The 25677-nt window shown below is 63.3% G+C and carries 20 protein-coding genes; 13 read left to right on the top strand and 7 right to left on the bottom strand.

What is annotated here, in order from left to right:
• From pqqC to P5705_RS06935, 4 genes are read left to right on the top strand one after another with little or no spacing between them, the layout of a single operon-like run.
• The gene (gene pqqC / locus P5705_RS06950; RefSeq protein ID WP_277460139.1) at window positions 1-756 is read left to right on the top strand and encodes a pyrroloquinoline-quinone synthase PqqC; all 756 of its coding nucleotides are present in this window, start codon (window positions 1-3) and stop codon (window positions 754-756) included.
• Window positions 753-1028: a pyrroloquinoline quinone biosynthesis peptide chaperone PqqD gene (gene pqqD / locus P5705_RS06945; protein WP_277460138.1), complete on the top strand. Its 276-nt coding sequence runs from the start codon at window positions 753-755 to the stop codon at window positions 1026-1028. Before pqqC ends, pqqD begins: the two co-directional genes overlap by 4 nt.
• Complete coding sequence (gene pqqE, locus P5705_RS06940; protein WP_277460137.1) at window positions 1000-2148, top strand: pyrroloquinoline quinone biosynthesis protein PqqE; 1149 nt, start codon at window positions 1000-1002, stop codon at window positions 2146-2148. Before pqqD ends, pqqE begins: the two co-directional genes overlap by 29 nt.
• Window positions 2129-3937, top strand: coding sequence for an alpha/beta hydrolase family protein (locus tag P5705_RS06935; RefSeq protein WP_277460136.1), 1809 nt, complete (start codon window positions 2129-2131; stop codon window positions 3935-3937). The genes pqqE and P5705_RS06935 overlap by 20 nt, the downstream gene beginning before the upstream one ends.
• Before the next feature lie 255 nt (window positions 3938-4192).
• Here the strand turns inward: P5705_RS06935 and typA are convergent, their stop codons facing one another.
• Both typA and thiI read right to left on the bottom strand, forming a co-directional pair.
• Window positions 4193-6013: a translational GTPase TypA gene (gene typA / locus P5705_RS06930; protein ID WP_046853888.1), complete on the bottom strand. Its 1821-nt coding sequence runs from the start codon at window positions 6011-6013 to the stop codon at window positions 4193-4195.
• Between the two features lie 128 nt (window positions 6014-6141).
• The gene (thiI, locus tag P5705_RS06925) at window positions 6142-7596 is read right to left on the bottom strand and encodes a tRNA uracil 4-sulfurtransferase ThiI (protein ID WP_277460135.1); all 1455 of its coding nucleotides are present in this window, start codon (window positions 7594-7596) and stop codon (window positions 6142-6144) included.
• Between the two features lie 514 nt (window positions 7597-8110).
• Here thiI and glnA point away from each other — a divergent pair.
• The 4 genes from glnA to ntrC all read left to right on the top strand — a co-directional run bounded on the left by glnA (window position 8111) and on the right by ntrC (window position 12981).
• A complete protein-coding gene (gene glnA / locus P5705_RS06920; RefSeq protein WP_011531808.1) occupies window positions 8111-9517 on the top strand; it encodes a glutamate--ammonia ligase in 1407 nt (468 codons plus the stop codon).
• A gap of 152 nt (window positions 9518-9669) precedes the next feature.
• Window positions 9670-10209: a chorismate mutase gene (locus P5705_RS06915; RefSeq protein WP_277460134.1), complete on the top strand. Its 540-nt coding sequence runs from the start codon at window positions 9670-9672 to the stop codon at window positions 10207-10209.
• Window positions 10210-10462: 253 nt separating this feature from the next.
• On the top strand, window positions 10463-11548 hold the full coding sequence (gene glnL / locus P5705_RS06910; protein ID WP_240063917.1) for a nitrogen regulation protein NR(II): 1086 nt from the start codon (window positions 10463-10465) through the stop codon (window positions 11546-11548).
• A complete protein-coding gene (gene ntrC / locus P5705_RS06905; protein ID WP_277460133.1) occupies window positions 11545-12981 on the top strand; it encodes a nitrogen regulation protein NR(I) in 1437 nt (478 codons plus the stop codon). The genes glnL and ntrC overlap by 4 nt, the downstream gene beginning before the upstream one ends.
• Window positions 12982-13300: 319 nt before the next feature.
• Here ntrC and P5705_RS06900 read toward each other — a convergent pair whose 3' ends face one another.
• The gene (locus P5705_RS06900; protein ID WP_277460132.1) at window positions 13301-13738 is read right to left on the bottom strand and encodes a hypothetical protein; all 438 of its coding nucleotides are present in this window, start codon (window positions 13736-13738) and stop codon (window positions 13301-13303) included.
• On the opposite strand from P5705_RS06900, the gene trmL reads away from it, so the two are divergent.
• Complete coding sequence (gene trmL / locus P5705_RS06895) at window positions 13737-14198, top strand: tRNA (uridine(34)/cytosine(34)/5-carboxymethylaminomethyluridine(34)-2'-O)-methyltransferase TrmL (protein ID WP_011531803.1); 462 nt, start codon at window positions 13737-13739, stop codon at window positions 14196-14198. The genes P5705_RS06900 and trmL overlap by 2 nt on opposite strands.
• A gap of 88 nt (window positions 14199-14286) precedes the next feature.
• On the opposite strand, the gene secB is transcribed toward trmL, so the two are convergent.
• The 3 genes from secB to P5705_RS06880 are packed head-to-tail and all read right to left on the bottom strand — an operon-like array spanning window position 14287 to window position 15478.
• Window positions 14287-14769 (bottom strand): protein-export chaperone SecB, encoded by a 483-nt coding sequence (secB, locus tag P5705_RS06890; protein WP_277460131.1) that lies wholly within the window; start codon window positions 14767-14769, stop codon window positions 14287-14289.
• Window positions 14770-14808: 39 nt separating this feature from the next.
• A complete protein-coding gene (grxC, locus tag P5705_RS06885; RefSeq protein ID WP_003249204.1) occupies window positions 14809-15063 on the bottom strand; it encodes a glutaredoxin 3 in 255 nt (84 codons plus the stop codon).
• Window position 15064: 1 nt separating this feature from the next.
• A complete protein-coding gene (locus tag P5705_RS06880; protein ID WP_213659266.1) occupies window positions 15065-15478 on the bottom strand; it encodes a rhodanese-like domain-containing protein in 414 nt (137 codons plus the stop codon).
• 206 nt (window positions 15479-15684) lie between these two features.
• Here P5705_RS06880 and gpmI point away from each other — a divergent pair, with 206 nt between their 5' ends.
• From gpmI to P5705_RS06860, 4 genes are all read left to right on the top strand, one after another.
• On the top strand, window positions 15685-17220 hold the full coding sequence (gpmI, locus tag P5705_RS06875) for a 2,3-bisphosphoglycerate-independent phosphoglycerate mutase (protein ID WP_277460130.1): 1536 nt from the start codon (window positions 15685-15687) through the stop codon (window positions 17218-17220).
• A gap of 226 nt (window positions 17221-17446) precedes the next feature.
• On the top strand, window positions 17447-18745 hold the full coding sequence (locus P5705_RS06870; RefSeq protein WP_277460129.1) for a murein hydrolase activator EnvC family protein: 1299 nt from the start codon (window positions 17447-17449) through the stop codon (window positions 18743-18745).
• Between the two features lie 84 nt (window positions 18746-18829).
• A complete protein-coding gene (locus P5705_RS06865) occupies window positions 18830-20158 on the top strand; it encodes a S41 family peptidase (RefSeq protein ID WP_277460128.1) in 1329 nt (442 codons plus the stop codon).
• Between the two features lie 9 nt (window positions 20159-20167).
• Window positions 20168-20932, top strand: coding sequence for a divergent polysaccharide deacetylase family protein (locus tag P5705_RS06860; protein WP_277460127.1), 765 nt, complete (start codon window positions 20168-20170; stop codon window positions 20930-20932).
• 4 nt (window positions 20933-20936) lie between these two features.
• Here P5705_RS06860 and P5705_RS06855 read toward each other — a convergent pair whose 3' ends face one another.
• On the bottom strand, window positions 20937-25565 hold the full coding sequence (locus tag P5705_RS06855; RefSeq protein ID WP_277460126.1) for a dermonecrotic toxin domain-containing protein: 4629 nt from the start codon (window positions 25563-25565) through the stop codon (window positions 20937-20939).
• Window positions 25566-25677 lie beyond the last annotated feature (112 nt).

Here is a 25677-nt window from a genome sequence, read left to right as displayed (position 1 = left end):
ATGAATGACACCGCACCAATGTCACCTGCCGAGTTCGAGCAGGCCCTGCGCGCCAAGGGCGCCTTCTACCACATCCACCACCCCTACCACGTGGCGATGTATGAAGGCCGCGCCACCCGCGAGCAGATCCAGGGCTGGGTGGCCAACCGCTTCTACTACCAGGTGAACATCCCCATGAAGGATGCCGCGATCCTGGCCAACTGCCCGGACCGCGAAGTGCGCCGCGAGTGGGTCCAGCGCCTGCTCGACCATGACGGCGCACCGGGCGAGGACGGTGGCATCGAAGCCTGGCTGCGCCTCGGCCAGGCCGTGGGCCTGGACCCGGACCAGCTGCGCAGCCAGGAGCTGGTGCTGCCCGGCGTGCGCTTCGCCGTCGACGCCTATGTCAACTTCGCCCGCCGCGCCAGCTGGCAGGAGGCCGCCAGCAGCTCGCTGACCGAGCTGTTCGCCCCGCAGATCCACCAGTCGCGCCTGGACAGCTGGCCGCAGCACTACCCGTGGATCGACCCGGCCGGCTACGAGTACTTCCGCACCCGCCTGGGCCAGGCCCGTCGCGATGTCGAGCACGGCCTGGCGATCACCCTGGCGCACTACACCACCCGCGAGGGCCAGACGCGCATGCTGGAGATCCTGCAGTTCAAGCTGGATATCCTCTGGAGCATGCTCGATGCCATGAGCATGGCCTACGAATTGAACCGCCCGCCCTACCACAGCGTCACAAGCGAGCGAGTCTGGCACAAGGGGATCGCCCTATGAGTTTCAACCGTCAACAGGTGCCTGCATGGCGCCCCGGCTACCGCTTCCAGTATGAGCCGGCGCAGAAAGGCCATGTGCTGCTGTACCCCGAAGGCATGATCAAGCTCAACGACAGCGCTGGCCTGATCGGCGGGCTGATCGACGGCCAACGCAGCGTCGCAGCCATCATCGATGAGCTGCAGCAGCAATTCCCCGGTGTGCCCGAAGTCGCCGACGACATCGAGCAGTTCATGGAGGTGGCCCGTGCCGAACACTGGATCACCCTCGCCTGAGGTGCCGGTCGGCCTGCCATTGTGGCTGCTGGCCGAGCTCACCTACCGCTGCCCGTTGCAGTGCCCCTACTGCTCCAATCCCCTGGACTTCGCCGAGCAAGGCAAGGAGCTGAGCACCGCGCAATGGTTCAAGGTGATGGCCGAGGCCCGTGAGATGGGCGCCGCGCAGATCGGCTTCTCCGGTGGCGAACCGCTGGTGCGCCAGGACCTCGCCGAACTGATCGGCGAAGCCCGCCGCCTGGGTTACTACACCAACCTGATCACCTCCGGCATCGGCCTGACCGAGCAGAAGATCGCCGCGTTCAAACAGGCCGGGCTGGACCATATCCAGATCAGCTTCCAGGCCAGCGACGAGCAGGTGAACAACCTGCTGGCCGGTTCGAAAAAGGCCTTCGCGCAGAAGCTGGAGATGGCCCGGGCGGTGAAAGCCCATGGCTACCCGATGGTGCTGAACTTCGTCACCCACCGGCACAACATCGACAAGATCGACCGCATCATCGAGCTGTGCATCGCCCTGGAGGCCGACTTCGTCGAGCTCGCCACCTGCCAGTTCTACGGCTGGGCGCACCTCAATCGCCTGGGCTTGCTGCCGACCCGCGCGCAGCTGGAGCGGGCCGAGCGCGTCACCAACGAATACCGCGCCAGGCTCAAGGCCGAAGGTAGCCCGTGCAAGCTGATCTTTGTCACCCCGGACTACTACGAAGAGCGCCCCAAGGCCTGCATGAACGGCTGGGGCAGCCTGTTCCTGACCATCACCCCGGACGGCACCGCGCTGCCCTGTCATGGTGCACGGCAGTTGCCAGTGCAGTTCCCCAACGTGCGCGACCACGACCTGCGGCACATCTGGTACGACTCATTCGGTTTCAACCGCTTCCGCGGCTATGAGTGGATGCCCGAGCCGTGCCGCTCGTGCGACGAGAAAGAGAAGGACTTCGGCGGCTGCCGCTGCCAAGCCTTCATGCTCACCGGCGACGCCAGCAAGGCCGACCCGGTGTGCGGCAAGTCACCCGACCACGGCATCATCCTCAAGGCACGCGAGGAAGCCGAACAGGCGACACTGGAGATCGAACAGATGACCTTCCGCAACGAGCGCAACTCCCATGTCATCGCCCGCGGCTGAGTTCAGCGCCGCCCAGGCGGTGGCCGCTGGTACCGACTTCGCCGAGCTCAAGGTCAACGAGCAAGGCTTGTTCTGGAACGAGTTCCGCCCCGCCGATGGCGCCTGCCGGATCTGGCACTGGCACGATCAGCAGGCGCGCTGCCTGACCCCCGACGGGTTCAGTGTGCGCAGCCGGGTCTACGAATATGGCGGCGGCAGCTTCTGCCTCGCGGGCGACGCCGTGGTGTTCGTCAACGAAAAGGACCAGCAGGTGTACCGCCAGGTGCTGGATGGCTCGATGCCGCTGCCAATGACCCATGACGAGCAGTGTCGCTACGGCGATGTGCAGTGGCAGGACGGGGTGCTGCTGGCGGTCGAGGAGCGCCACGCTAAACGCGTCGAGCATCGCCTGGTTGCCTTTGAGGAGGGCCGGCGTGCGGTCCTCGCAGAAGGTGCGGACTTCTACGCCTCTCCCACATTGAGCAACGATGGCCTGCGCCTGGCCTGGATCGAGTGGGACCGGCCGGCGCAGCCCTGGACAGCCACCCGCTTGATGTGTCGTGAACGACAACCCTGTGGCGCATGGGGTGCGGCGCAGTGTATCGCCGGGCTCGACGAGTCGTTGCAGCAACCTCGATTCGATGCTGATGGCCACCTGTATTGCCTCTCCGACCGTGACGGTTTCTGGCAGCCCTGGGGCGAAGTGGATAAACACTGGCAAGCCCTGCCCGCCGCTCTCGCCGACCATGCCGGAGCCCCCTGGCAAATGGGCGCCAGCACCTGGCTGGCGCTGGGTCCTGGGCATTACCTGGCCAGCTGGTTCGAAGATGGCTTCGGGCAGTTGGGCTTGCGCAAGCCCGACGGCGAAATGGAACGCTTCGCCAGCGCCTATACCCGGTTCCGCAGCCTGGCGATGGACAGCGCGCATGTCTACGCCATTGCAGCTTCGCCGATCAGTCCTCCCGCAGTGATTGCCATCAATCGTGACAACCACGAGGTTCGTATCCTGGCAGGCGGCGCTGAGGTGCTGCCCAGCGGGTCGATCAGCCTTCCCCAGCCGATCCGCTACAACAGCGGCGATGGGCAGGCCCATGGCTTCTTCTACCCCGCCATCGATAGCGCAAAGCCACCACCGCTGGTGGTGTTCATCCACGGCGGACCGACCTCGGCCTGCTACCCGGTGCTGGACACCCGCATCCAGTACTGGACCCAGCGCGGCTTCGCCGTCGCCGACCTCAATTACCGGGGTAGCAGTTGCTATGGTCGCGCCTACCGCCAGGCCTTGCACCTGCGCTGGGGTGTAAGCGACGTGGACGACGCCTGTGCCGCGGTCGCCCACCTGGCCGCGCACGGTCTGGTCGACGCTGACCAGGCATTCATTCGCGGCGGCAGCGCCGGCGGCTACACCACGCTGTGCGCCCTCGCCTTCCACGATGTGTTCCGCGCCGGGGCCAGCCTGTATGGCGTCAGTGATCCGGTTGCACTGGGGCGGGCCACCCACAAGTTCGAGGCCGACTACCTCGACTGGCTGATCGGTGACCCGGAACGGGATGCCGAACGCTATCGCCAGCGCACGCCATTGCTGCACGCCGAACGGATCCGGGTGCCGGTGATTTTCTTCCAGGGCGAGCTGGATGCTGTAGTGGTGCCGGAGCAGACGCGCAGCATGCTGGCGGCGCTGAAGGCCAACGGGGTCGAAGCCGAGGGGCATTTCTATGCGGGCGAGCGGCACGGGTTCCGTCAGGCGGCGAACCTGGCGCATGCGCTGGAAGAGGAGTGGAAGTTCTATTGCCGGGTGCTTGGCCGATAGATGACAGGGTAATCAGCCCGGCTTTGCCGGGCATCGCCAGCAAGGCTGGCTCCTACGGAATGCGTCTGCCGCAGAATCGTTCACGCATCTGTAGGAGCCGGCTTGCCAGCGAACCAGGCGACGCGATGCAGGGCACCGGCGTTGCCGGTGTTCGCCGGCAACGCCGGCTCCTACGGGAGTTCGCCTGGGCTGCAGACAAACAAAAACGCCCCCGGCCTTTCGACCGGGGGCGTTTTCAGTTCAGCCTGAACTCAATCAGTTCTTGGCTTTCTTGGCAGCGCGGGTACGCTCGCCTTCGTCGAGGATCTTCTTGCGCAGACGGATCGACTTAGGGGTGACTTCGCACAGCTCGTCGTCCTGGATGAATTCCAGGGCCTGCTCGAGGGTGTGGCGAACCGGCGGTACCAGGGCGATGACTTCGTCTTTGCCCGAAGCACGCATGTTGTCGAGCTTCTTGCCTTTGGTCGGGTTCACGCCCAGGTCGTTGTCACGGCTGTTCAGGCCGATGATCTGACCGTTGTAGATCTCCTGGCCGTGTTCAACGAACAGCTTGCCGCGAGCCTGCAGGGTTTCCAGCGAGTAGGTCAGTGCCTTGCCGGTCTCGACCGAAACCAGGACACCGTTCAGACGGCCGGACATCTGGCCCGACTTCATGGTGTCGTAGCGATCGAAGATCGAGGTCAGGATGCCTGCACCGTTGGTCAGGGTCAGGAACTGGTTACGGAAACCGATCAGACCACGGGCTGGAATGTTGTACTCCAGGCGAACACGGCCCTTGCCATCCGGCACCATGTTGGTCAGGTCGCCTTTACGCAGGCCCATCTCTTCCATGACCTTGCCCTGGGATTCTTCAGGGATGTCGATGGTGACGTTCTCGAACGGTTCCTGCTTCACGCCGTCGACTTCGCGGATGATCACTTCAGGACGGCCTACAGCCATCTCGAAGCCTTCACGGCGCATGGTTTCGATCAGAACGGACAGGTGCAGCTCACCACGGCCCGATACTTTGAACTTGTCTGGGGAATCGGTTTCCTGAACGCGCAGAGCAACGTTGTACAGCAGCTCCTTGTCCAGACGGTCCTTGATGTTACGGCTGGTGACGAACTTGCCTTCTTTACCGCAGAACGGCGAGTCGTTGACCTGGAAGGTCATCGAAACGGTCGGCTCGTCGACGGTCAGCGGCTTCATCGCTTCTACCGCGTCCGGGGCGCACAGGGTGTCGGAGATGAACAGCTCGTCGAAACCGCTGATGCAGACGATGTCGCCAGCCTGGGCTTCTTCGACGTCGACGCGGTGCAGGCCGTGGTGGCCCATCAGCTTCAGGATACGGCCGTTACGCTTCTTGCCGTCGACATCGATGGCAACAACCGGGGTGTTCGGTTTGATGCGACCACGGGCAATACGGCCAACGCCGATAACACCCAGGAAGCTGTTGTAGTCCAGTGCGGAGATCTGCATCTGGAACGAGCCTTCACGGTCAACGTCCGGCGCCGGTACGTTGTCGACGATCGACTGGTACAGGGCGGTCATGTCTTCGCCCATGGCGGTGTGGTCCAGACCGGCAATGCCGTTCAGGGCCGAGGCGTAGACGACTTTGAAGTCCAGCTGTTCGTCGGTGGCACCGAGGTTGTCGAACAGGTCGAAGATCTGGTCCAGAACCCAGTCAGGACGCGCGCCCGGACGGTCGACCTTGTTGATCACGACGATTGGTTTCAGGCCAGCTTCGAAGGCTTTCTTGGTGACGAAGCGGGTTTGCGGCATCGGGCCGTCTTGCGCGTCGACCAGCAGCAGCACGGAGTCGACCATCGACATGACACGCTCAACCTCGCCACCGAAGTCGGCGTGGCCGGGGGTGTCGACGATGTTGATGTGGTAGCCGTTCCAGTTGATGGCGGTGTTTTTCGCCAGGATGGTAATGCCGCGCTCTTTTTCCTGGTCGTTGGAGTCCATGACGCGCTCGTCGTTGAGCTCGTTACGCTCCAGGGTGCCGGACTGGCGCAGGAGTTTGTCGACCAGGGTGGTTTTACCATGGTCAACGTGGGCGATGATGGCGATGTTACGCAGATTTTCGATCACAACTGTATCTCGATCAGAGGATTCGGTTGCCACCCAGTGTAGGTGGCCAATATGTACTGTTTAAGGCTCAGCGGGCCCGGCGGTCGGGAGGGCGATGGCGGATGCTGCCGCCATACAGCCCTGGCGTCTTATGTCGGACGATAAACACGCACATTGGCATGTCCCTCACTGAGCAGGTGGTGTGCGTGAAGACGGCTCATCACACCCTTGTCGCAATACAGCAAGTACTGGCGCGTTGGGTCCAGGTGCTTGAACTTGCTGTTGATCGCGTAGAACGGCATGGCCTGGACTTCGATACCGTCCAGTGCCAAAGGCTCGTCTTCCTGGGCATCGGGGTGACGAATGTCGATGATGATCTGACCGGGCAGCGCCTCGGCCACTTCCTCGACTTCGATGTCCTTGCCCAGCTCATCGATCACGTGGTCGATGGAAATGAACTTGGCGCGCTCCAGGGCGCGCTCCAGCACTTCCATCTCGAACTGCTTCTCTTCATGCTCCATGCGGTGACGCTTGGCATGGGTGGTCGGGTTCACCGAGATCACGCCGCAGTACTCGGGCATGTGCTTGGCGAAGTCGGCGGTGCCGATTTCGGTGGCCTGGTCGATGATGTCCTGCTTGTGGCTGGCCAGCAGCGGGCGCAGCACCAGCTTGTCGGTGGCCGAGTCGATGATCGACAGGTTGGGCAGGGTCTGGCTGGAAACCTGGGAGATCGCTTCGCCGGTGACCAGGGCGTCGATTTCCAGGCGGTCGGCCATGCGCGCGGCCGCGCGCAGCATCATGCGCTTGAGCGTCACGCCCATGTAGCTGTTGTCGACCTTGTTGAGAATCTCGCCGACCACTTCCTCGAACGGCACGCTGATGAACAGCACGCGCTGGCTGCTGCCGTACTTCTTCCACAGGAAGTGGGCCACTTCCATCACGCCCAGCTCATGGGCACGGCCACCGAGGTTGAAGAAGCAGAAATGGGTCATCAGGCCGCGGCGCATCATCTGGTAGGCCGCCACGGTGGAGTCGAAGCCACCGGACATCAGCACCAGCGTTTGCTCCAGGGCGCCCAGCGGGTAACCGCCGATGCCGTTGTGCTGGTTGTGGATCACGTACAGGCGCTGGTCGCGGATCTCGATGCGCACCAGCACTTCCGGCTTCTTCAGCTCGATACCGGCGGCGCCGCACTGCTGGCGCAGCTGGCTGCCGACGTAGCGGTCGACGTCCATCGAGGTGAAGTCGTGGTGGCCGCCGCGCTTGCAGCGCACGGCGAAGTGCTTGCCGGCCAGCAGGTGACCGAAGTGGTGCTTGCACTTGGCGACGATGTCGTCGAAGTCGCCCAGCGGGTACTCCTCGACCTGCAGGAAGTGGGTGATACCCGGGGTGCAGGTGAGGCGCTCGATCATTTCGCGCTGGACCTTCTCGTCCTCGACGCGGGTGACCACCTCGAGGTTGTCCCAGACACCATCAACCGCGAGCTCCGGATCCAGGTCCTTGAGCACGTTGCGGATGTTCTTGGCGAGCTGGCGGATGAAGCGCTTGCGCACCGGCCGGCTCTTGATGGTGATCTCTGGGAAGACTTTGACGATAAGTTTCATTGGTTTAACAGCGCGCGCAGGGCCTGCCGAAAATGAGGGGCGCGAATTATAGCGGAAATTGCTCAAGGTTTGAGCAACTTTTGTACAGAAGGTTTGATTTACCGAGCCCGAACCCTGCGGCGCACCTGTAGGAGCCGGCTTTGCCGGCGAATAGGCCGGCCCAGGCACTACAGGACGATTGCCAGGACCGATGTGGGGCGCAAGTGTTGGGTTGCCCGTGCCGACGCTTTCGCCGGCAAAGCCGGCTCCTACAGGGGAAACGTTCGGAAAAGTCGCTACGCACCAATACGGTGCACAATAGAATATCCACGCCCTCAATGCGTGCACGATTCCTTCCTGCAGCTACGCTAAATGCCCGTCAACGCCGGGTTTTATCCCGGCCTCGCCATTTTTGGGCACTGGCATGCAATTTGCTCCCTTGTGAGGCAGGTAAGCTTGGCCGACTATCCGCGCCCGGCGACACCCTTTTTCCAGGGCAGCGGCCAACCGCGCCCTAGACCATCCGGAGGACAACATGTCGAAGTCGGTTCAACTCATCAAAGATCATGACGTCAAGTGGATTGATCTGCGTTTCACGGACACCAAAGGCAAGCAGCACCACGTCACCATGCCGGCTCGCGATGCGCTGGAAGACGACTTCTTCGAAATCGGCAAGATGTTCGACGGCTCGTCCATCGAAGGCTGGAAAGGCATCGAAGCCTCCGACATGATCCTGCTGCCGGATGACGCCTCCGCCGTGCTGGACCCGTTCACCGAAGAGCCGACCCTGATCCTGGTCTGCGACGTGATCGAGCCGTCCACCATGCAAGGCTACGACCGCGACCCTCGCGCCATTGCCAAGCGCGCCGAAGAGTACCTGAAGACCACCGGTATCGGTGACACCGTCTTCGTCGGCCCGGAGCCTGAGTTCTTCATCTTCGACCAGGTCAAGTTCAAGTCGGACATCTCCGGCTCGATGTTCAAGATCTACTCCGAGCAAGGCTCCTGGATGACCGACCAGGACGTCGAAGGCGGCAACAAGGGCCACCGCCCAGCCGTCAAAGGCGGCTACTTCCCGGTTCCGCCGTGCGACCACGACCACGAAATCCGTACCGCCATGTGCAACGCCATGGAAGAGATGGGCCTGGTCATCGAAGTTCACCACCACGAAGTGGCGACTGCCGGCCAGAACGAGATCGGTGTGAAGTTCAACACCCTGGTCACCAAGGCTGACGAAGTCCAGACCCTGAAGTACTGCGTGCACAACGTGGCCGACGCCTACGGCAAGACCGCCACCTTCATGCCGAAGCCGCTGTACGGCGACAACGGCTCGGGCATGCACGTGCACATGTCGATCTCCAAAGACGGCAAGAACACCTTCTCGGGCGAAGGCTATGCCGGCCTGTCCGATACCGCCCTGTACTTCATCGGCGGCATCATCAAGCACGGCAAGGCCCTGAACGGCTTCACCAACCCGGCCACCAACTCCTACAAGCGTCTGGTGCCAGGCTTCGAAGCCCCGGTGATGCTGGCCTACTCGGCCCGCAACCGTTCGGCCTCGATCCGTATCCCTTACGTTTCCAGCCCGAAAGCCCGCCGCATCGAAGCGCGCTTCCCGGACCCCGCGGCCAACCCGTACCTGTGCTTCGCCGCCCTGCTGATGGCTGGCCTGGACGGTATCCAGAACAAGATCCACCCAGGCGATGCCGCCGACAAGAACCTGTACGACCTGCCGCCTGAAGAGGCGAAAGAGATCCCACAGGTTTGCGGCAGCCTGAAAGAAGCCCTGGAAGAGCTGGACAAGGGCCGTGCGTTCCTGACCAAGGGCGGCGTATTCTCCGACGACTTCATCGATGCCTACATCGAGCTGAAGTCGGAAGAAGAGATCAAGGTCCGTACCTTCGTTCACCCGCTGGAATACGACCTGTACTACAGCGTTTGATGTAGCCGACGCCTGGCGTCGCTGACATCGATATGAAACGGCCTCCCTCGGGAGGCCGTTTCCATTTGCGCGACAACACGTTCGGGCTAAACCTATAGCCGCCTTCGAACCTATACAGAGACTCAAGTCTCCATCACTTTCAGGAGACCGCCATGCGTATCCCCCTTGCCCTGACCTGTTGCATTGCCTTGTCCGGCTGCGCCTCACCGCCGCCGCCATCCCCTGCACTCGGCCACTTGCTCGACACCATCGATCAGCGCCTGGACCTCGCCGAGACAGTCGCCCTGCACAAGTGGGACCAGCGCCAGGCGGTCCAGGCCAGCGCCCGCGAAGCACAAGTGTTGGCCAGTGCACGCCAGGCCGCACCTGCCCATCAGCTTGATCCAGCGCGCGCGGCAGCATTCTTCGCCGACCAGATCGAGGCCAACAAACTTCTGCAATATCAGTTGCTCGACAGCTGGCACCTCGCACGGCAAGCGCCCAGCCTCGCCCGACGGGACCTTGGCAAGGAGGTGCGCCCCGAACTGGACCGGCTGCAAGACCAACTGCTCGCCGCCCTCGCCCAGTTCGACCAGTCGATGCCACGCGACTGCGCCACTCAGCTGGCCGACGCCCTGCAACAGCGCACGCACAACCCGGCTCGCCAGCTTGCCTTGATTCGCGCCAGCGGCCAGCTGTGCAAAACGCCTTGATCGCTCTATGCTCCATATTGGTGCACGATCAGGTCGAGCGCCCCATCATGCACCCCAATATGGGTCACAAGAATCGATAAACCAGGGCTTTCTGGTCTGTATTTGCGCATAACCAGGGCTTTATCCGGATATTCCGCTTCTTTTCGGAGCCTTGGTTTGGTTCTTGCATTTTCACAGCATCCAGCACGTTATCCGTGCGCGCCCCTGGCCAGCCTCGGGGCGCCAATGTGCCAAAAGAGGTCAACGACGCCCTATGACCATCAGCGATGCACAGCACCGTCTGCTCCTGGACAACCTGACCACGGCCACGCTCCTGCTCAACGCCGAACTGCGCCTTGAGTACATGAACCCGGCCGCGGAAATGCTCCTGGCCGTCAGCGGCCAGCGCAGCCATGGGCAGTTCATCAGCGAGCTGTTCACCGAATCGACCGAGGCGCTCAATTCGCTGCGCCAGGCGGTCGAGCAGGCGCATCCGTTCACCAAGCGCGAAGCCCAGCTCACCTCGCTGACCGGCCAGACCATTACCGTCGACTATGCCGTCACCCCTATCCTGCATCAGGGCCAGACCCTGTTGCTGCTCGAAGTGCACCCGCGTGATCGCCTGCTGCGCATCACCAAGGAAGAAGCCCAGCTGAGCAAGCAGGAAACCACCAAGATGCTGGTGCGCGGCCTGGCCCACGAGATCAAGAACCCGTTGGGCGGTATCCGTGGCGCGGCGCAATTGCTGGCCCGGGAGCTCCCTGAAGACGACCTGCGCGACTACACCAACGTGATCATCGAGGAAGCCGATCGCCTGCGTAACCTGGTCGACCGCATGCTCGGCTCGAACAAGCTGCCGTCGCTGGCCATGACCAACATCCACGAAGTGCTCGAGCGGGTGTGCAGCCTGGTCGAAGCCGAGAGCCAGGGCTGCATCACGTTGGTGCGCGACTACGACCCAAGCCTGCCGGACGTACTGATCGACCGCGAACAGATGATCCAGGCCGTGCTCAACATCGTGCGCAATGCCATGCAGGCCATCGGCAGCCAGAACGAGCTGCGCCTGGGGCGCATCGCCCTGCGCAGCCGCGCGGTGCGGCAGTTCACCATCGGCCATGTGCGCCACCGCCTGGTGGCCCGGGTCGAGATCGTCGACAACGGCCCGGGCATCCCCCCGGAGCTGCAGGACACCCTCTTCTATCCCATGGTCAGCGGCCGCCCGGACGGTACCGGGCTGGGCCTGGCCATCACCCAGAACATCATCAGCCAGCACCAGGGCCTGATCGAGTGTGAAAGCCACCCCGGCCATACCGCGTTCTCGATCTACCTGCCCCTGGAACAAGGAGCCACCGCCCCATGAGCCGAAGTGAAACCGTCTGGATCGTCGATGATGATCGCTCCATCCGCTGGGTCCTGGAGAAGGCCCTGCAGCAGGAGGGGATGACCACCCAGAGCTTCGACAGCGCCGACGGTGTCATGGGCCGCCTGGCCCGCCAGCAACCGGACGTGATCATTTCCGACATCCGCATGCCGGGGGCCAGCGGCCTCGACCTGCTGGCGCAGATCCGCGAGCAGCACCCGCGCCTGCCGGTAATCATCATGACCGCCCACTCCGACCTGGACAGTGCCGTGGCCTCCTATCAAGGCGGCGCCTTCGAGTACCTGCCCAAGCCGTTCGACGTCGATGAAGCGGTGTCGCTGGTCAAGCGCGCCAACCAGCACGCCCAGGAGCAGCAGGCGCTGGACGTGCCGCAAGCGCTGGCCCGCACTCCCGAGATCATCGGTGAGGCGCCGGCGATGCAGGAGGTGTTCCGCGCCATCGGCCGCCTCAGCCACTCCAACATCACCGTGCTGATCAATGGCGAGTCTGGCACTGGCAAGGAACTGGTGGCCCACGCCCTGCACCGCCACAGCCCACGCGCGGCATCGCCGTTCATCGCCCTGAACATGGCGGCGATCCCCAAGGACCTGATGGAGTCCGAGCTGTTCGGCCATGAGAAAGGCGCCTTCACCGGCGCCGCCAACCTGCGCCGTGGCCGTTTCGAACAGGCCGACGGCGGTACGCTGTTCCTCGACGAGATCGGCGACATGCCCGCCGACACCCAGACCCGCCTGCTGCGGGTACTGGCCGATGGCGAGTTCTACCGGGTCGGCGGCCACGTGCCGGTGAAGGTGGACGTGCGCATCATCGCCGCCACCCACCAGAACCTCGAGTCGCTGGTGCAGGCCGGCAAGTTCCGGGAAGACCTGTTCCACCGCCTCAACGTAATCCGCATCCATATCCCGCGCCTGGCTGACCGGCGCGAGGACATCCCGGCCCTGGCCCGTCACTTCCTCGGCCGCGCCGCCCAGGAGCTGGCGGTCGAGCCCAAGCTGCTCAAGCCGGAAACCGAGGAATTCATCCGCAACCTGCCGTGGCCGGGCAACGTGCGTCAGCTGGAGAACACCTGCCGGTGGATCACCGTGATGGCGTCCAGCCGCGAAGTGCTGGTCGGCGACCTGCCACCGGAACTGCTCAACCTGCCCCAGGACGCCGCGCCGGTGACCAACTGGGAGCAGGCCTTGCGCCAGTGGGCCGACCAGGCCCTGGCCCGTGGCCAGTCGAGCCTGCTCGACAGCGCCGTGCCCAGCTTCGAGCGGATCATGATCGAGACCGCGCTCAAGCACACCGCAGGGCGGCGCCGTGACGCGGCGGTGCTGTTGGGCTGGGGGCGCAACACCCTGACGCGCAAGATCAAGGAGTTGGGGATGAAGGTCGATGGAGGGGATGAAGACGAGGGTGAAGATCACTAAGCCGAGCTGAAGCATCCATCCCGGGGCTGCTGCGCAGCCCTTCGCCGGCAAGGCCGGCTCCTACAGGGATCGCGCTTGTAGGAGCCGGCCTTGCCGGCGAAGGGCCGCAAGGCGGCCCCAGTCGTTTCCAGGCCCCATGCACCGATCTTGTGCCCCTTGCACCGTGTGAAGGCACAAATCCCATCAAAACCTGGCTAAACAGCCCTCAACGCCAGCATTTACGGGCAAGGAAAACCTGGCACGCCCCCTGCTATAGAAATAGACACCGTATCTCCAGTTTCGGGGACCCCGGTACAGGCAGGCCGGGACATCCCCTCTTTTATTCGTGCAGCCTCACCTGCACCCGCCAGCGCCCATCGTCCTCTGCACCGGTCCACTCACCGTGCAGGGGGCGGGCGGCCACCACGCTCAGCACCAGCCCCTCTTCGCTTTTCTGCAGACGCCAGCCCACCGGTTTGCCCTGCATCGTCAACTGGCCGCGCTGGGCCTTGCCCTGGGCCTCGAACACTACCGCCACGGTGCCTTCAACATTCTCACCGTGCAGCTTGGGCTCCTCGTTGAACCACAGGTCGAGACCGTCCTGCACCACCGTTACCTGCTCCAGCACCCGCTCCTCTGGCGTGGTCAGGCGGCCGATCATCATGCCGACCATCAGCCCGACGATGGCCAGGGACAGGATCACCCGCGGGAAGGCCTTCGAACGCAGGTCCGGTTCGAGGTTAGAATGCTCGTCATCTTCACGCCTGGAGCCGTGCATGTTTCACGTCATCCTCTTTCAACCAGAAATTCCGCCGAACACCGGCAACATCATCCGCCTCTGCGCCAACAGCGGCTGCGCCCTGCACCTGATCGAACCCATCAGCTTCGAACTGGACGACAAGCGCCTGCGCCGGGCAGGGCTGGATTACCACGAGTATGCCACGCTAAAGCGCCACGAGAGCCTGGCCGGATGCCTGGAAAGCCTCGGCAACCCGCGGCTGTTCGCCTTTACCACCAAGGGCTCGCACCCGTTCCACGAGGTCGCCTACCAACCCGGTGATGCCTTCCTGTTCGGCCCCGAGAGTCGTGGCTTGCCAGCGGAGGTGCTGGACAGTTTGCCGGCGGAGCAGCGCCTGCGCCTGCCGATGCGGCCAGGGTGCCGGAGCCTGAACCTGTCCAATACCGTGGCGGTGACGGTCTACGAGGCGTGGCGCCAGCAGGGATTTGCCGGGAGCTGAGCCGGCTCCTACGCCCGGTTTGCCGGCGAACGGTCCCGACAGGCAAGAAAAAAGCGCCCCTCGAGGCGCTTTTTCATGGCTTGCGGCCTTACTGCACAGTCGGTGCTTCACCGGCTTCCTGCATGCGCTGCATCTCTTGCGCGTACAGGGCGTCGAAGTTGACCGGCGACAGCATCAGGGCCGGGAACGAACCACGGGTCACCAGGCTGTCCAGGGTTTCACGGGCGTACGGGAACAGGATGTTCGGGCAGAACGCGCCGAGAGTGTGGCTCATGGAAGCCGCGTCGAGATTGGCGATCAGGAAGATGCCAGCCTGCTGCACTTCGGCGATGAAGGCCACTTCGTCACCGTTCTTGACGGTCACCGACAGGGTCAGTACCACTTCGTGGAAGTCGCCTTCCAGGGCTTTCTGGCGGGTGTTCAGGTCCAGCGAGACGCTCGGTTCCCACTGCTGGCGGAAGATCTGCGGGCTTTTCGGGGCCTCGAACGACAGATCGCGCACGTAGATACGCTGCAGGGAGAATTGTGGGGCGTTGGCGTCAGTGGCGCCGTTGGTCTGTTGCTCGGTCATGGCAGATCCTTTTCCTAATGTTCTTGAATGCAGTGCAAATCAGGCCGCCAGCAGCGCGTCGAGCTTGCCCGCGCGCTCCAGGGCATAGAGGTCATCGCATCCACCGACGTGCGTGCTGCCGATCCAGATCTGCGGCACCGAGGTGCGCCCGGCCTTCTGGCTCATTTCGGCGCGAACCTGGGGCTTGCCGTCGACCTTGATCTCCTCGAACGCCACGCCCTTGCTCTCGAGCAGGTACTTGGCGCGCATGCAGTAGGGGCAGTAATCGCTGGAATAGACGATGACGGGCTTCATATCACTTCACCAGGGGCAGGTTATCGGCTTTCCAGCTGGAAACGCCACCGCTGAGCTTGGCGGCGGTGAAACCAGCCTTGAGCAGCTCGCGGCACAGGGTGCCGGACTGCTGGCCCATCGCGTCGACGACGATCAGGGTCTTGTCTTTGTGCTTTTCCAGCTCGCTCATGCGGCTGGCCACTTTGTCCTGCGGAATGTTCAGCGCACCGACGATATGCCCGGCCGAATACTCCTTCGAGGGGCGAATATCGATCACCACGGCCTTTTCCGAATTGACCAGGGCAGTCAGCTGGCCGTTGCTCAGGCTCTGGCCGCCACGGCGGACTTCGTTGATCAGCAGCAGGATCAGCAGGACGACGAAGATCGCCACCAGGATGAAGTGATCTGTCGCGAATTGAATCAGGTGAGCAACCATCAGGGGTGTTCCAGGCGATTGAAAATGGCGGCCAGTATACACAGCCCCCCATGACCGCCAAAGCCCACCGGGCCGGCCGGAAAACCACCTTCATGTTGCATATCCGACCGCGCTGGTCGGGCAAGGGGAGGAATATTCGCCGCCGCTGGCGGATTTGCCCTAAAATGCGTGTCTTTATCATCTTTGAACAACCGTGAGTTTGATTGATGACGAGTACGCCTAAACCCCTGGTCCTGATCATCCTGGATGGCTTCGGTCACAGCGAAAGCCCCGAATACAACGCCATCTTCGCCGCCAACACACCGGTCTACGACCGCCTGCGCGCCACCCAGCCGCACGGTTTGGTCTCCGGTTCCGGCATGGACGTGGGCCTGCCCGACGGGCAGATGGGCAACTCCGAAGTCGGTCACATGAACCTCGGCGCCGGCCGCGTGGTGTACCAGGACTTCACCCGGGTGACCAAGGCCATCCGTGACGGCGAGTTCTTCGCAAACCCGGTACTCACCGGCGCGGTAGACAAAGCCGCCAATGCCGGCAAAGCCGTGCACATCCTCGGCCTGCTCTCCGACGGCGGCGTGCACAGCCACCAGGACCACCTGATCGCCATGGCCGAACTCGCCGCCCAGCGTGGCGCCGAGAAGATCTACCTGCACGCCTTCCTCGACGGCCGCGACACACCGCCGCGCAGCGCCCAGTCATCCATCGAACTGCTCGACGCCACCTTCGCCAAGCTCGGCAAGGGCCGCATCGCCAGCCTGATCGGCCGCTACTACGCCATGGACCGCGACAACCGCTGGGACCGCGTCAGCGCCGCCTACAACCTGATCGTCGACAGCGCCGCCGAATATACCGCCGACAGCGCCCTTGCCGGCCTGCAAGCGGCCTATGCCCGCGAGGAGAATGACGAGTTCGTCAAGGCCACGCGCATTGGCGAAGCCGTCAAGGTCGAGGATGGCGACGCGGTCATCTTCATGAACTTCCGCGCCGACCGCGCCCGCGAGCTGTCGCGCGCATTCGTCGAAGCGGATTTCAACGAATTTCCACGCGCACGCCTGCCCAAGCTGGCGGCGTACATCGGCCTGACCCAGTATTCGGCGAAAATTCCGGCGCCCGCCGCGTTTGCGCCGTCCAGCCTGGACAATGTCCTGGGCGAATACCTGGCGAAGAACGGCAAGACCCAGCTGCGCATCGCCGAAACCGAAAAATACGCCCATGTCACGTTCTTCTTCTCCGGTGGCCGCGAAGAACCGTTCGAAGGCGAAGAGCGCATCCTGATCCCGTCGCCGAAGGTCGCCACCTACGACCTGCAGCCGGAAATGAACGCCCCGGAAGTGACCGACCGCATCGTCGAAGCCATCGAGCAGCAGCGCTTTGACGTGATCGTGGTCAACTACGCCAACGGCGACATGGTCGGCCATACCGGCGTGTTCGAGGCGGCGGTCAAGGCCGTCGAAGCCCTGGACAGTTGTGTCGGACGCATCGTCGAGGCGCTGGACAAGGTGGGCGGCGAAGCGCTGATCACCGCCGACCACGGCAACGTCGAGCAGATGGAAGACGAGTGCACCGGCCAGGCACACACCGCCCATACCAGCGAGCCGGTGCCGTTCATCTATGTCGGCAAGCGCAACGTCAAGGTCCGCGAAGGCGGCGTGCTGGCCGATGTCGCACCGACCATGCTCAAGCTGCTGGGGCTGGAGAAGCCGGCAGAAATGACCGGTACGTCCATTCTGGTTGACGCTTGATTCGTGTTTTGGGGCCGCTTTGCGGCCCTTTCGCGGCACAAGGCCGCTCCTACAGGTGATCGCACATAACCTGTAGGAGCGGCCTTGTGCCGCGAAAGGGCTGCGCAGCAGCCCCAAAACACCTGAATTCCAGACCAACGCCCCGCCGCACACGCCGCGGGGCGTTTTTTTTACAGGCCCGCGCGGGCATACTAGGCCAGTCTCCATCCCTGGTACGCCAAACCCCATGCTCCGCGCCCTCTTCCTACTAGCCCTGTCATGCCTGCTCGCCCCGGCCTTCGCTGCCGACGAGCGCGCGCAGACCCAGCAACAGCTGGACGCCACCCGCCAGGATATCGCCGAGCTGAAGAAAATGCTGGGCAAGCTCCAGGAGGAGAAGTCCGGCGTGCAGAAAGACCTCAAGGCCACCGAGACCGACATCGGCAACCTCGAAAAGCAGGTGGAGGCACTGCAGCAAGAACTAAAAAAGACCGAGGGCGAGCTGGAGCGCCTTGACCACGAGAAAAAAAAACTCCAGAGCGCCCGCAGTGAACAACAGCGACTGATCGCCATCCAGGCCCGTTCGGCCTACCAGAACAACGGCCGCGAGGAATACCTCAAGCTGCTGCTCAACCAGCAGAACCCGGAAAAGTTCGCCCGCACCCTCACTTACTACGACTACCTGAGCAAGGCGCGCACCGAGCAGCTGCGTACATTCAATGAGACACTGCGCCAACTGGCCAATGTCGAGCAGGACATCGGCCGCCAGCAGGAGCAACTGCTGGCGCAACGCGCCGACCTCGACAGCCAGCGCCAGGCCCTCGAGAGCGAACGAGGCAAACGCCAGCAGGTGCTGGCCAAGCTCAACAGCGACATGAAAGAGCGCGACCAGAAGCTCCAGGCTCGCGAGCAGGACCAGGCCGACCTGGGCAAGGTGCTCAAAACCATCGAGGAAACCCTCGCCCGCCAGGCCCGCGAGGCTGAAGAAGCCCGCCAGCGTGCCCTGCTGGCCAAGCAGGAAGAGGAAAAGCGGCTCAAGGAACAGGCCCTGGCCGCCGCCCGCGACAACACGCCCGAAGAAGCCCCGAAAAAGGCCCGCACCACCCTGGGGCCGGTGGTTTCCAGCGACAGTGCCAGCTATGGCGGCGCATTTTCCGCGGCCCGGGGAAAACTTCCGTGGCCGGTCAATGGTCGACTGTTGGCGCGTTTTGGCGATACCCGTGGTGGCGACGCCCGGGCCAAGTGGGACGGCGTGATGATCGGCGCCAGCGCCGGTACCCAGGTGCGTGCCGTGCATGGCGGGCGCGTGGTGTTCGCCGACTGGTTGCGTGGCGCCGGACTTCTGGTCATCCTCGACCATGGCAATGGTTACCTGAGCCTGTACGGCCACAACCAGAGCCTTCTCAAGAGCGCCGGCGACATCGTCAAGGCCGGCGAGGCGATCTCCACCGTCGGCGACAGCGGCGGCCAGGACAGCGCCGGGCTGTATTTCGCGATTCGCCAGCAGGGCCGGCCCAGCGATCCCGCGCAATGGTGCCGAGGCTAGATGCCAACTACTTTTACGGCGCAGCCACGCGCGCTGCGCCGATGCTCCCATGGGAGCGCCAACAGGATCAGGAGTTCGTTCGACATGCTGCACTCGCCTCGCCTCTCTCAACTGGCCCTGACCATCGCCCTGGTCGTCGGCGCGCCCCTGGCCACCGCCGCCGACCCGGTCAAGCCGGCGGCCAAGCCGGCCATGGTGCCGGCCACCGAGGTGACCGCCAAGGCACCCCTGCCCCTGGAGGAGCTGCGCACCTTCGCCGAGGTCATGGACCGCATCAAGGCCGCCTATGTCGAACCTGTGGATGACAAGACACTGCTGGAGAACGCCATCAAGGGCATGCTCAGCAACCTCGACCCGCATTCGGCGTACCTCGGCCCCGAGGACTTCCAGGAACTGCAAGAGAGCACCAGCGGCGAGTTCGGTGGCCTGGGCATCGAAGTCGGCCAGGAAGACGGCTTCATCAAGGTGGTCTCGCCCATCGACGACACCCCGGCGTCCCGCGCCGGCGTGCAGGCCGGCGACCTGATCGTCAAGATCAACGGCGCTCCGACCCGCGGCCAGACCATGACCGAAGCGGTCGACAAGATGCGCGGCAAGGTCGGCGAGAAGATCACCCTGACGCTGGTACGCGATGGCGGCACGCCCTTCGACGTGACCCTGGCCCGCGCGGTGATCCAGGTCAAGAGCGTGAAGAGCCAGTTGCTGGAGAACGACTACGGCTACATCCGCATCACCCAGTTCCAGGTCAAGACCGGCGACGAGGTGGGCAAGGCCCTGGCCAAGCTGCGCAAGGATAACGGCAAGAAGCTGCGCGGCGTAGTGCTCGACCTGCGCAACAACCCCGGTGGCGTGCTGCAGGCGGCGGTGGAAGTGGCCGACCACTTCCTCACCAAGGGCCTGATCGTCTACACCAAGGGCCGCATCGCCAACTCCGAGCTGCGCTTCTCCGCCGACCCGGCCGACGCCAGCGAAGGCGTGCCGCTGGTGGTGCTGATCAACGGCGGCAGCGCCTCGGCCTCCGAGATCGTCGCCGGCGCCCTGCAGGACCAGAAACGCGCCGTGCTGATGGGCACCGACAGCTTCGGCAAGGGCTCGGTGCAGACTGTGCTGCCACTGGCCAACGACCGTGCGCTCAAGCTCACCACCGCGCTCTACTTCACCCCCAATGGCCGCTCGATCCAGGCCCAAGGCATCGTGCCCGACATCGAAGTGCGCCCGGCCAAGCTCACCACAGAGGCCGACAACGACAACTTCAAGGAAGCCGACCTGCAGGGTCACCTGGGCAACGGCAACGGCGGCGCCGATCGCCCCACCGGCAGTGCCAAGCGCAAGGATCGCCCACAGGACAACGACTTCCAGCTCAGCCAGGCCCTCAGCCTGCTCAAGGGCCTGAACATCACCAAGGGCAACTGACCGCTTCCCATGCGTTATCTGCTGTTCACGCTGTTCTGCCTCATGCTCGGCGCCGCACAGGCGGCGCCAGGCAAGGCCTATATGAGCATCATCATCGACGACCTGGGCCAGAGCGACGAGCGCGACAGCCGCACGCTCGCCTTGCCCGGCCCGGTCACGATGGCGATCATGCCCGACACCCCGCACGCCACCGACTTCGCCCGCCAGGCCCACAAGGCCGGGCGCACGGTGATCCTGCACATGCCCATGGACCCAGCCACCGGCCCCTACGCCTGGCACCCAGGCACAGCCATCGAGGAACTGGCCCGTCGGCTGGACGCCGCGCTGGCCAAAGTGCCCTACGCCGCCGGCATCAACAACCACATGGGTAGCCGCATGACTGCCCAGCGTGAGCCGATGCACTGGCTGATGGAGGAACTGCAGCGCCGTCACCTGTTCTTCGTCGACAGCCGCACCAGCGCTGCCACAGTCGCGGCGGCCGAAGCCCAGGCGGTGGGCCTGGCCCATGTCTCGCGGGATGTATTCCTTGATGACGTGCGCACCCCGGAGGCTATCAGCGGGCAGTTGCAGCAAGGTATCGCCCTGGCCCGCAAGCAGGGTTCGGTGGTGCTGATCGGCCATCCCTACCCTCAGACGCTGGACGTGCTGAGCCGTGAGATCCCCCGGCTCAAGGCCCAAGGCATCGAACTGCTCAGCCTGCGCCAGATGATCGCAGAGCGCGGCAACCAGGCCATGCCCGCCCATGGCAGGCATGGGGTCTACAGTAATCGCTGAAGCATCAGTCGAATGGGATCAGGCCGTCCACCTGGGCAAGCTGTACATTCCCGCGGTAGATTGGCAACAGCTCGTTACGCTCGATTGCCGCGCGCAACTGCGCTTCCCAGCCTAGCTTGCGCTCGGCCCAGAGCTTTATGTGCCCCTTGCTGAACAGCCGCCCCGAGGTATCCACCGCCGGGTAGTGGAAGTGCGCTTCCCACAAGCCGTTTCCTGGCCGCCCCTCCCTGGGCTTGCGCCGGATCTCATAGATCTCCAGATAGTCATCCGCCTTGAGCCGCGTGCGCCCGGGCACGCGGGTGACGGTGACCTGATCACGCGCCAGCAGGTAACGCAGGCTCTCGGCATTAGGGTGGCTGGTCGTCAGGTACAAGGCCTCCAGCAAGTCCTGGCGAGACGCGTCCAGGCGGTTGATCCCAGCGTCCAACTGTTCACGCAGCTCACTGTTGGCCTCGTCATTCGACAGGTTTTCCAGCACGTCCCGGAGCTTTTCGATGTGCTCGTCGATGATGGTCGACAGGCCGTTGGGCTCATCGGTCTTGACGTATTGCCTGGCCAACCGCACCACCGACTCGATCTGCCCGACCAGCTTGCGCCCCCGCCCCACCATCCTGCCGGCGTCGATGGCCGGAGCTGGCTGCGGATTGCGTGGCATCACATCCTCGACCCAGTCCTTTCCCTGCTGACGAAACGTCTTGAGGACCGTCATTCGTGAATCCACCTGTTGCACGACATCCTCACCCTCCAACTGTCGCTGCTCACCCACGACACTCTTGCCCCGCTGGGTCCTGACCACCTGCCGCTTGCCGCCACGCATCGCGTAGACCGCCGGTCGTGGCGCAGACGTTTCAGCCAATTGCTGCTCGCGAACTGCCTGTTTCAACGCGTCCTCAGCGCTCCCGATCAACGCCTGGAGCGCCTGGCGGTACTCCTGCAGACGGGCCGAGCGGATCACCTCACCCCCCAAGCTGGACAGGTATTGGCTCATGACCTCGGCCTGAGCATAGGACTCCAATACACCCGTGAGAATATCGATACGTTCGTTGAGCGTCAGCTCGCCCCCTGCGAGGTCACCGTGGGCGGCCCCGGCACTGACCAGCTCCGGCCCGGCCAGATACTCTGCGTATTCCACCAGGATGCGCTCATCAACGCCCGCCAGACGGTCCAGACTGGCCTCGGCAAGATCGATCAACCGCCGAAACGCCAGCTCGTTGGCCGTCAAGTGGCGCTGCTCGATGACATGCTTCAGTTGCGCATGCTTGTCGGCCCGCTTGTCATCGATGCCTCGCTTGAAGATGATCGAATCATCTCGGAGGGTGTCCTCCAGCAGCCCATCGAAATCAACCGACAAATTGACCAGTTCACCTTCCCAGGCAATGACTTGCTCCAACTGGCTGTAAAAGTCCCGGTAATACTGAATCTCGTCGTGCGAGGCCGGCAGGATGGCCATGGCGTCGCTCAATGCCTGAATGTTCACCTCGTTGATCAGCTTGGCCAGCTCGTTGTAGTAGATCTCGCAACGGGAGAGCAGCTCCTCCCGCGTAGCATTGCGTTGCAACCTGATCGCCTCTGGCATCTGTGGGTCGGTCAGCCTTGTGGCCTCGAGGCGCGAAATCACTTTGTCATGCGCAATGCCCTTCTCGACCAGCACCCTCAGGTCGTCGACGACGCGTAACCTGGCCTGATGCTGTATTTTTTGCTGGAGCTGCAACCGCAGTTCATCGCGCGCATCCCTTGGCGTCTTGGCTTCCAAATCCTTCAAGTCCGCGGTGGCACGAGTGAAGAAGTCTCGGTGCTTGACGAACTCCTGGTCCAGCAGGTTCATCTCGGTAATGAGTTTCTTGTCCTCAGCCTTCAGCGTCTCCACAAGGCGCTGGTTCTCCTCTCTCATGAGCTGGCGCCGCGTCTTGGGCCCGCCACCAGCAAGCCTCATCGAAGCATCGATGCGCCAGACGCCGCCTTTGCGGAGAATCCTGGCCTGTGGCGCGCCGTTTCCGTCAATAATGCGTACATCACCTTCAAATAACGCGACGGGATAGGTGGCATTGGCCATCACTGCATAGAACTGCTCACCGATCGGATAGAGTCCGCTGGCGGCCCCCACGCCCAGCGGCTCGATACCCTCGAGATCAACAGTAACTCGTAGTTGCTGCAGCGCCTGTCGTCGTAGCGGATCGAGCCAGTTGAATCCGGCATTGCCACGCCAGGAGAAATCCAATCGCGTCTGGGCTACCGGGCCGGGCAAGCCGACCTTTCCTTGTTTTGGCTGCACCACCACCGTGGGGTCAGTCGAGTAACCCATCAACGCTTGGCCAATGTGCGTCACAGGCTTGGGCGGAGAAGGGCTTACCCCAGGCAGACCCTTATGCAACAAGACCATACCGACATTGAGCACCAGGTCCACCACCGCTTGTGACGCTTCAAACTCACTCCCTTCGATCAACGCCGAAACATCGGCCGAGAATGCCATGATCGTTTGTGTCAGCCACGCCACCACTGCAACCGGCCCGCGCAGCAGCGGCACGGCGGTCTGGAACAACAACCAGGCCGCCTGTTCGAACATCGTCCATCGGCTTTGCGCCGTGGAGGTCGTCGCTTGCTCGGCAATTGCCACCAGCCAGTCTCGATTGGCGTTGTACAGTCTGCTATCGACATCGATGCGCCAAAACTGCTGTGCCAGCTTCGCCGGCTCGGGCAGCAGTCCCGGGTCAATGCCAACGTGCACCAGGCGCGTATCGGCGCTGAGGTCGCTGTGGTAGTACGTACGCGCCGCCTCGTCCATCCATTGCAAAACGCTGGCGCGCAAGCTGGACGACAGGCGGATCGCGCTACCGAGCGCCTCCAGGTCGCTGAACTCGCGCATAGCCTCATGGCCGTAAAGTGGTCGATAAAGGATCACCCGGGCAGGTTCAGTGCAGCTCAGCACATACATGCCATGCACGGTGTCATACCGCGATGATTGACCCGCCTCGGTATAGGCCAACGGCATCAGCGAGGTGGTCGTATCGGCCAAGCCGCGCACATAATCGGTGACAACCTGCAGCCCAACTTCGCTCAACATGCCGTCGAGCCTTGCCGACAATGCGCTGAACAGCAGCGCCTGCCGCCACTCCCTGCCGAAATGCTCGACACGCTGCGCTCGCCCTTCTGGCGCATCCAATGACTGCGCCACGTAAGCGGGGTAGCGACCGCCGATATCCACCTGCTGAACAAGCGCCTGCAGGTAATCGGCAGTCAACCACGGCATGATCAACTGACCATCCCGGTGCTTGACCCCCGTTATAACGGCGCCGTGCAACGAGCCCAGGTTGCCGATGGCAAAGTCCGTCAGGGACTTTTCCCCGGCCGGTACCAGCGGCTCGCCACCACCGGCCCCGGTCGCCGCCCCTCCGGGCACACCTTCGGCGCGTTTGAGCTCGAGTATCAGGTCATCCGACTCGTAGTTGGCATCGACCGGATGATCGCTCAGTAATGCCTGGCGCAAATGCTCGCGGGTATAGGTTTGCAGGTCCTGAATGCCATCCAGCGCCCGCGCACCCTGCGAGGTCGCCTGGTCCAGCGCCAATGCGAACAACGCGTCCTGATAAGCAAAACTGCTGCTAACGCCAGCGTTGGCCACACCAGGCGGCAGCACAGCCAGGCCAGTCGGCGCGAGGAAGTAACCCTCAATGAACCACTGCGATGGATCACTCAGCGCATCGATCAAGCGCACTTTTTCGGACACCCCTAGCCCTGGCGCGCCAGCGACCTGCTGCGCCCTCTCCAGCATGGCCTCCAGCATCAGCGCCGTCTGCTGTGCGAACGCATCACCCGTCAACTCCTGGCGATGCCAGGTCATCTCGTCGAAGCGATGACGACCGGTCAATTCGTCGCGCAGCGCCGTGGCAAAGTCGCTGAGCGAATCGAAGCCTCTGATGACACTTGATGGCGAACACCACAGGATCACCTGTTGTTCGTCCCATTCGCCGGTCACCAACAGGCCGGCCTGCATTTCGCTGAAGCGCTGCCCTTCGTCGACCATCTCCACCTGCACGGCGAAGACCGACGGACGCTTGGCAATCGGGCCGAGCAACCCATGCACACAGGCTTGCTGATGGCTATCCAGGCCTTGCATCGGCAAGTTACGCAACAAGGCCATCTTCAGCACCAACTGCAACCAACGGTCGCGGCTGACCCCGGCAGGGCCAGCCATGCTCCAAAAGTCGACCTGTGCCTGGCGCCACTCATCGAGCAGCGTCGCAAGCAGATCGTCGAGCTCGCCGCCTGGCCCAATGAGCTGGAGGGACTGGAAGCTATCCGAAGCCCCCGGAAACAGGTAGGGGGTACGTAATGCCACGCCAAAGTGACGCCTATCGACCGGCGCCAGGCTTAACCCGGCGCCCTCCAGCATGGCCTGCAGTACGACATCGACCAGAGGCTTCCTATGCCAGGACGGCTGGATCGGGTCAGGTATCAACAGCTCCAACGCATCGGCCGAGACGAGCGTCGGCGTTACGCCCGCCAACACGGGGTATTTTTCAAGCAGAAACGCGAGCAGTTGCTCGGACACGACCTGCCGTAGCGTTGGCCGGCCGACGAATTGCTGGGCGACGACAGCCTTGAAATCGAAGAGGGGAAGAGTTGCGGTTGACATGATGATGACCCCAGGAGAAGGAGGTACCAGCGTGCCCACCTCGCCATAACGCCAGGCACTACATGTTGATAGTCCCGCCAGAAACGCAAAGGGCCCGGTTCTCGCGAACCGG

Origin of the sequence: Pseudomonas entomophila, assembly GCF_029478665.1 — a bacterium.
Taxonomy (GTDB): Bacteria; Pseudomonadota; Gammaproteobacteria; order Pseudomonadales; family Pseudomonadaceae; genus Aquipseudomonas; species Aquipseudomonas entomophila_F.
Note: the sequence above shows the minus strand (reverse complement) of the source record. Positions and strands in the feature narration are given on the sequence as shown.

Coding starts and splice junctions, on each gene's coding strand:
- glnA (WP_011531808.1), top strand. CDS start 8,111: ATGTCGAAGTCGGTTCAACTCATCAAAGATCATGACGTCAAGTGGATT.
- glnL (WP_240063917.1), top strand. CDS start 10,463: ATGACCATCAGCGATGCACAGCACCGTCTGCTCCTGGACAACCTGACC.
- secB (WP_277460131.1), bottom strand. CDS start 14,769: ATGACCGAGCAACAGACCAACGGCGCCACTGACGCCAACGCCCCACAA.
- P5705_RS06880 (WP_213659266.1), bottom strand. CDS start 15,478: ATGGTTGCTCACCTGATTCAATTCGCGACAGATCACTTCATCCTGGTG.
- P5705_RS06935 (WP_277460136.1), top strand. CDS start 2,129: ATGTCATCGCCCGCGGCTGAGTTCAGCGCCGCCCAGGCGGTGGCCGCT.
- P5705_RS06900 (WP_277460132.1), bottom strand. CDS start 13,738: ATGCACGGCTCCAGGCGTGAAGATGACGAGCATTCTAACCTCGAACCG.
- grxC (WP_003249204.1), bottom strand. CDS start 15,063: ATGAAGCCCGTCATCGTCTATTCCAGCGATTACTGCCCCTACTGCATG.
- pqqC (WP_277460139.1), top strand. CDS start 1: ATGAATGACACCGCACCAATGTCACCTGCCGAGTTCGAGCAGGCCCTG.
- P5705_RS06915 (WP_277460134.1), top strand. CDS start 9,670: ATGCGTATCCCCCTTGCCCTGACCTGTTGCATTGCCTTGTCCGGCTGC.
- pqqD (WP_277460138.1), top strand. CDS start 753: ATGAGTTTCAACCGTCAACAGGTGCCTGCATGGCGCCCCGGCTACCGC.
- P5705_RS06865 (WP_277460128.1), top strand. CDS start 18,830: ATGCTGCACTCGCCTCGCCTCTCTCAACTGGCCCTGACCATCGCCCTG.
- P5705_RS06855 (WP_277460126.1), bottom strand. CDS start 25,565: ATGTCAACCGCAACTCTTCCCCTCTTCGATTTCAAGGCTGTCGTCGCC.
- trmL (WP_011531803.1), top strand. CDS start 13,737: ATGTTTCACGTCATCCTCTTTCAACCAGAAATTCCGCCGAACACCGGC.
- P5705_RS06870 (WP_277460129.1), top strand. CDS start 17,447: ATGCTCCGCGCCCTCTTCCTACTAGCCCTGTCATGCCTGCTCGCCCCG.
- thiI (WP_277460135.1), bottom strand. CDS start 7,596: ATGAAACTTATCGTCAAAGTCTTCCCAGAGATCACCATCAAGAGCCGG.
- gpmI (WP_277460130.1), top strand. CDS start 15,685: ATGACGAGTACGCCTAAACCCCTGGTCCTGATCATCCTGGATGGCTTC.
- ntrC (WP_277460133.1), top strand. CDS start 11,545: ATGAGCCGAAGTGAAACCGTCTGGATCGTCGATGATGATCGCTCCATC.
- P5705_RS06860 (WP_277460127.1), top strand. CDS start 20,168: ATGCGTTATCTGCTGTTCACGCTGTTCTGCCTCATGCTCGGCGCCGCA.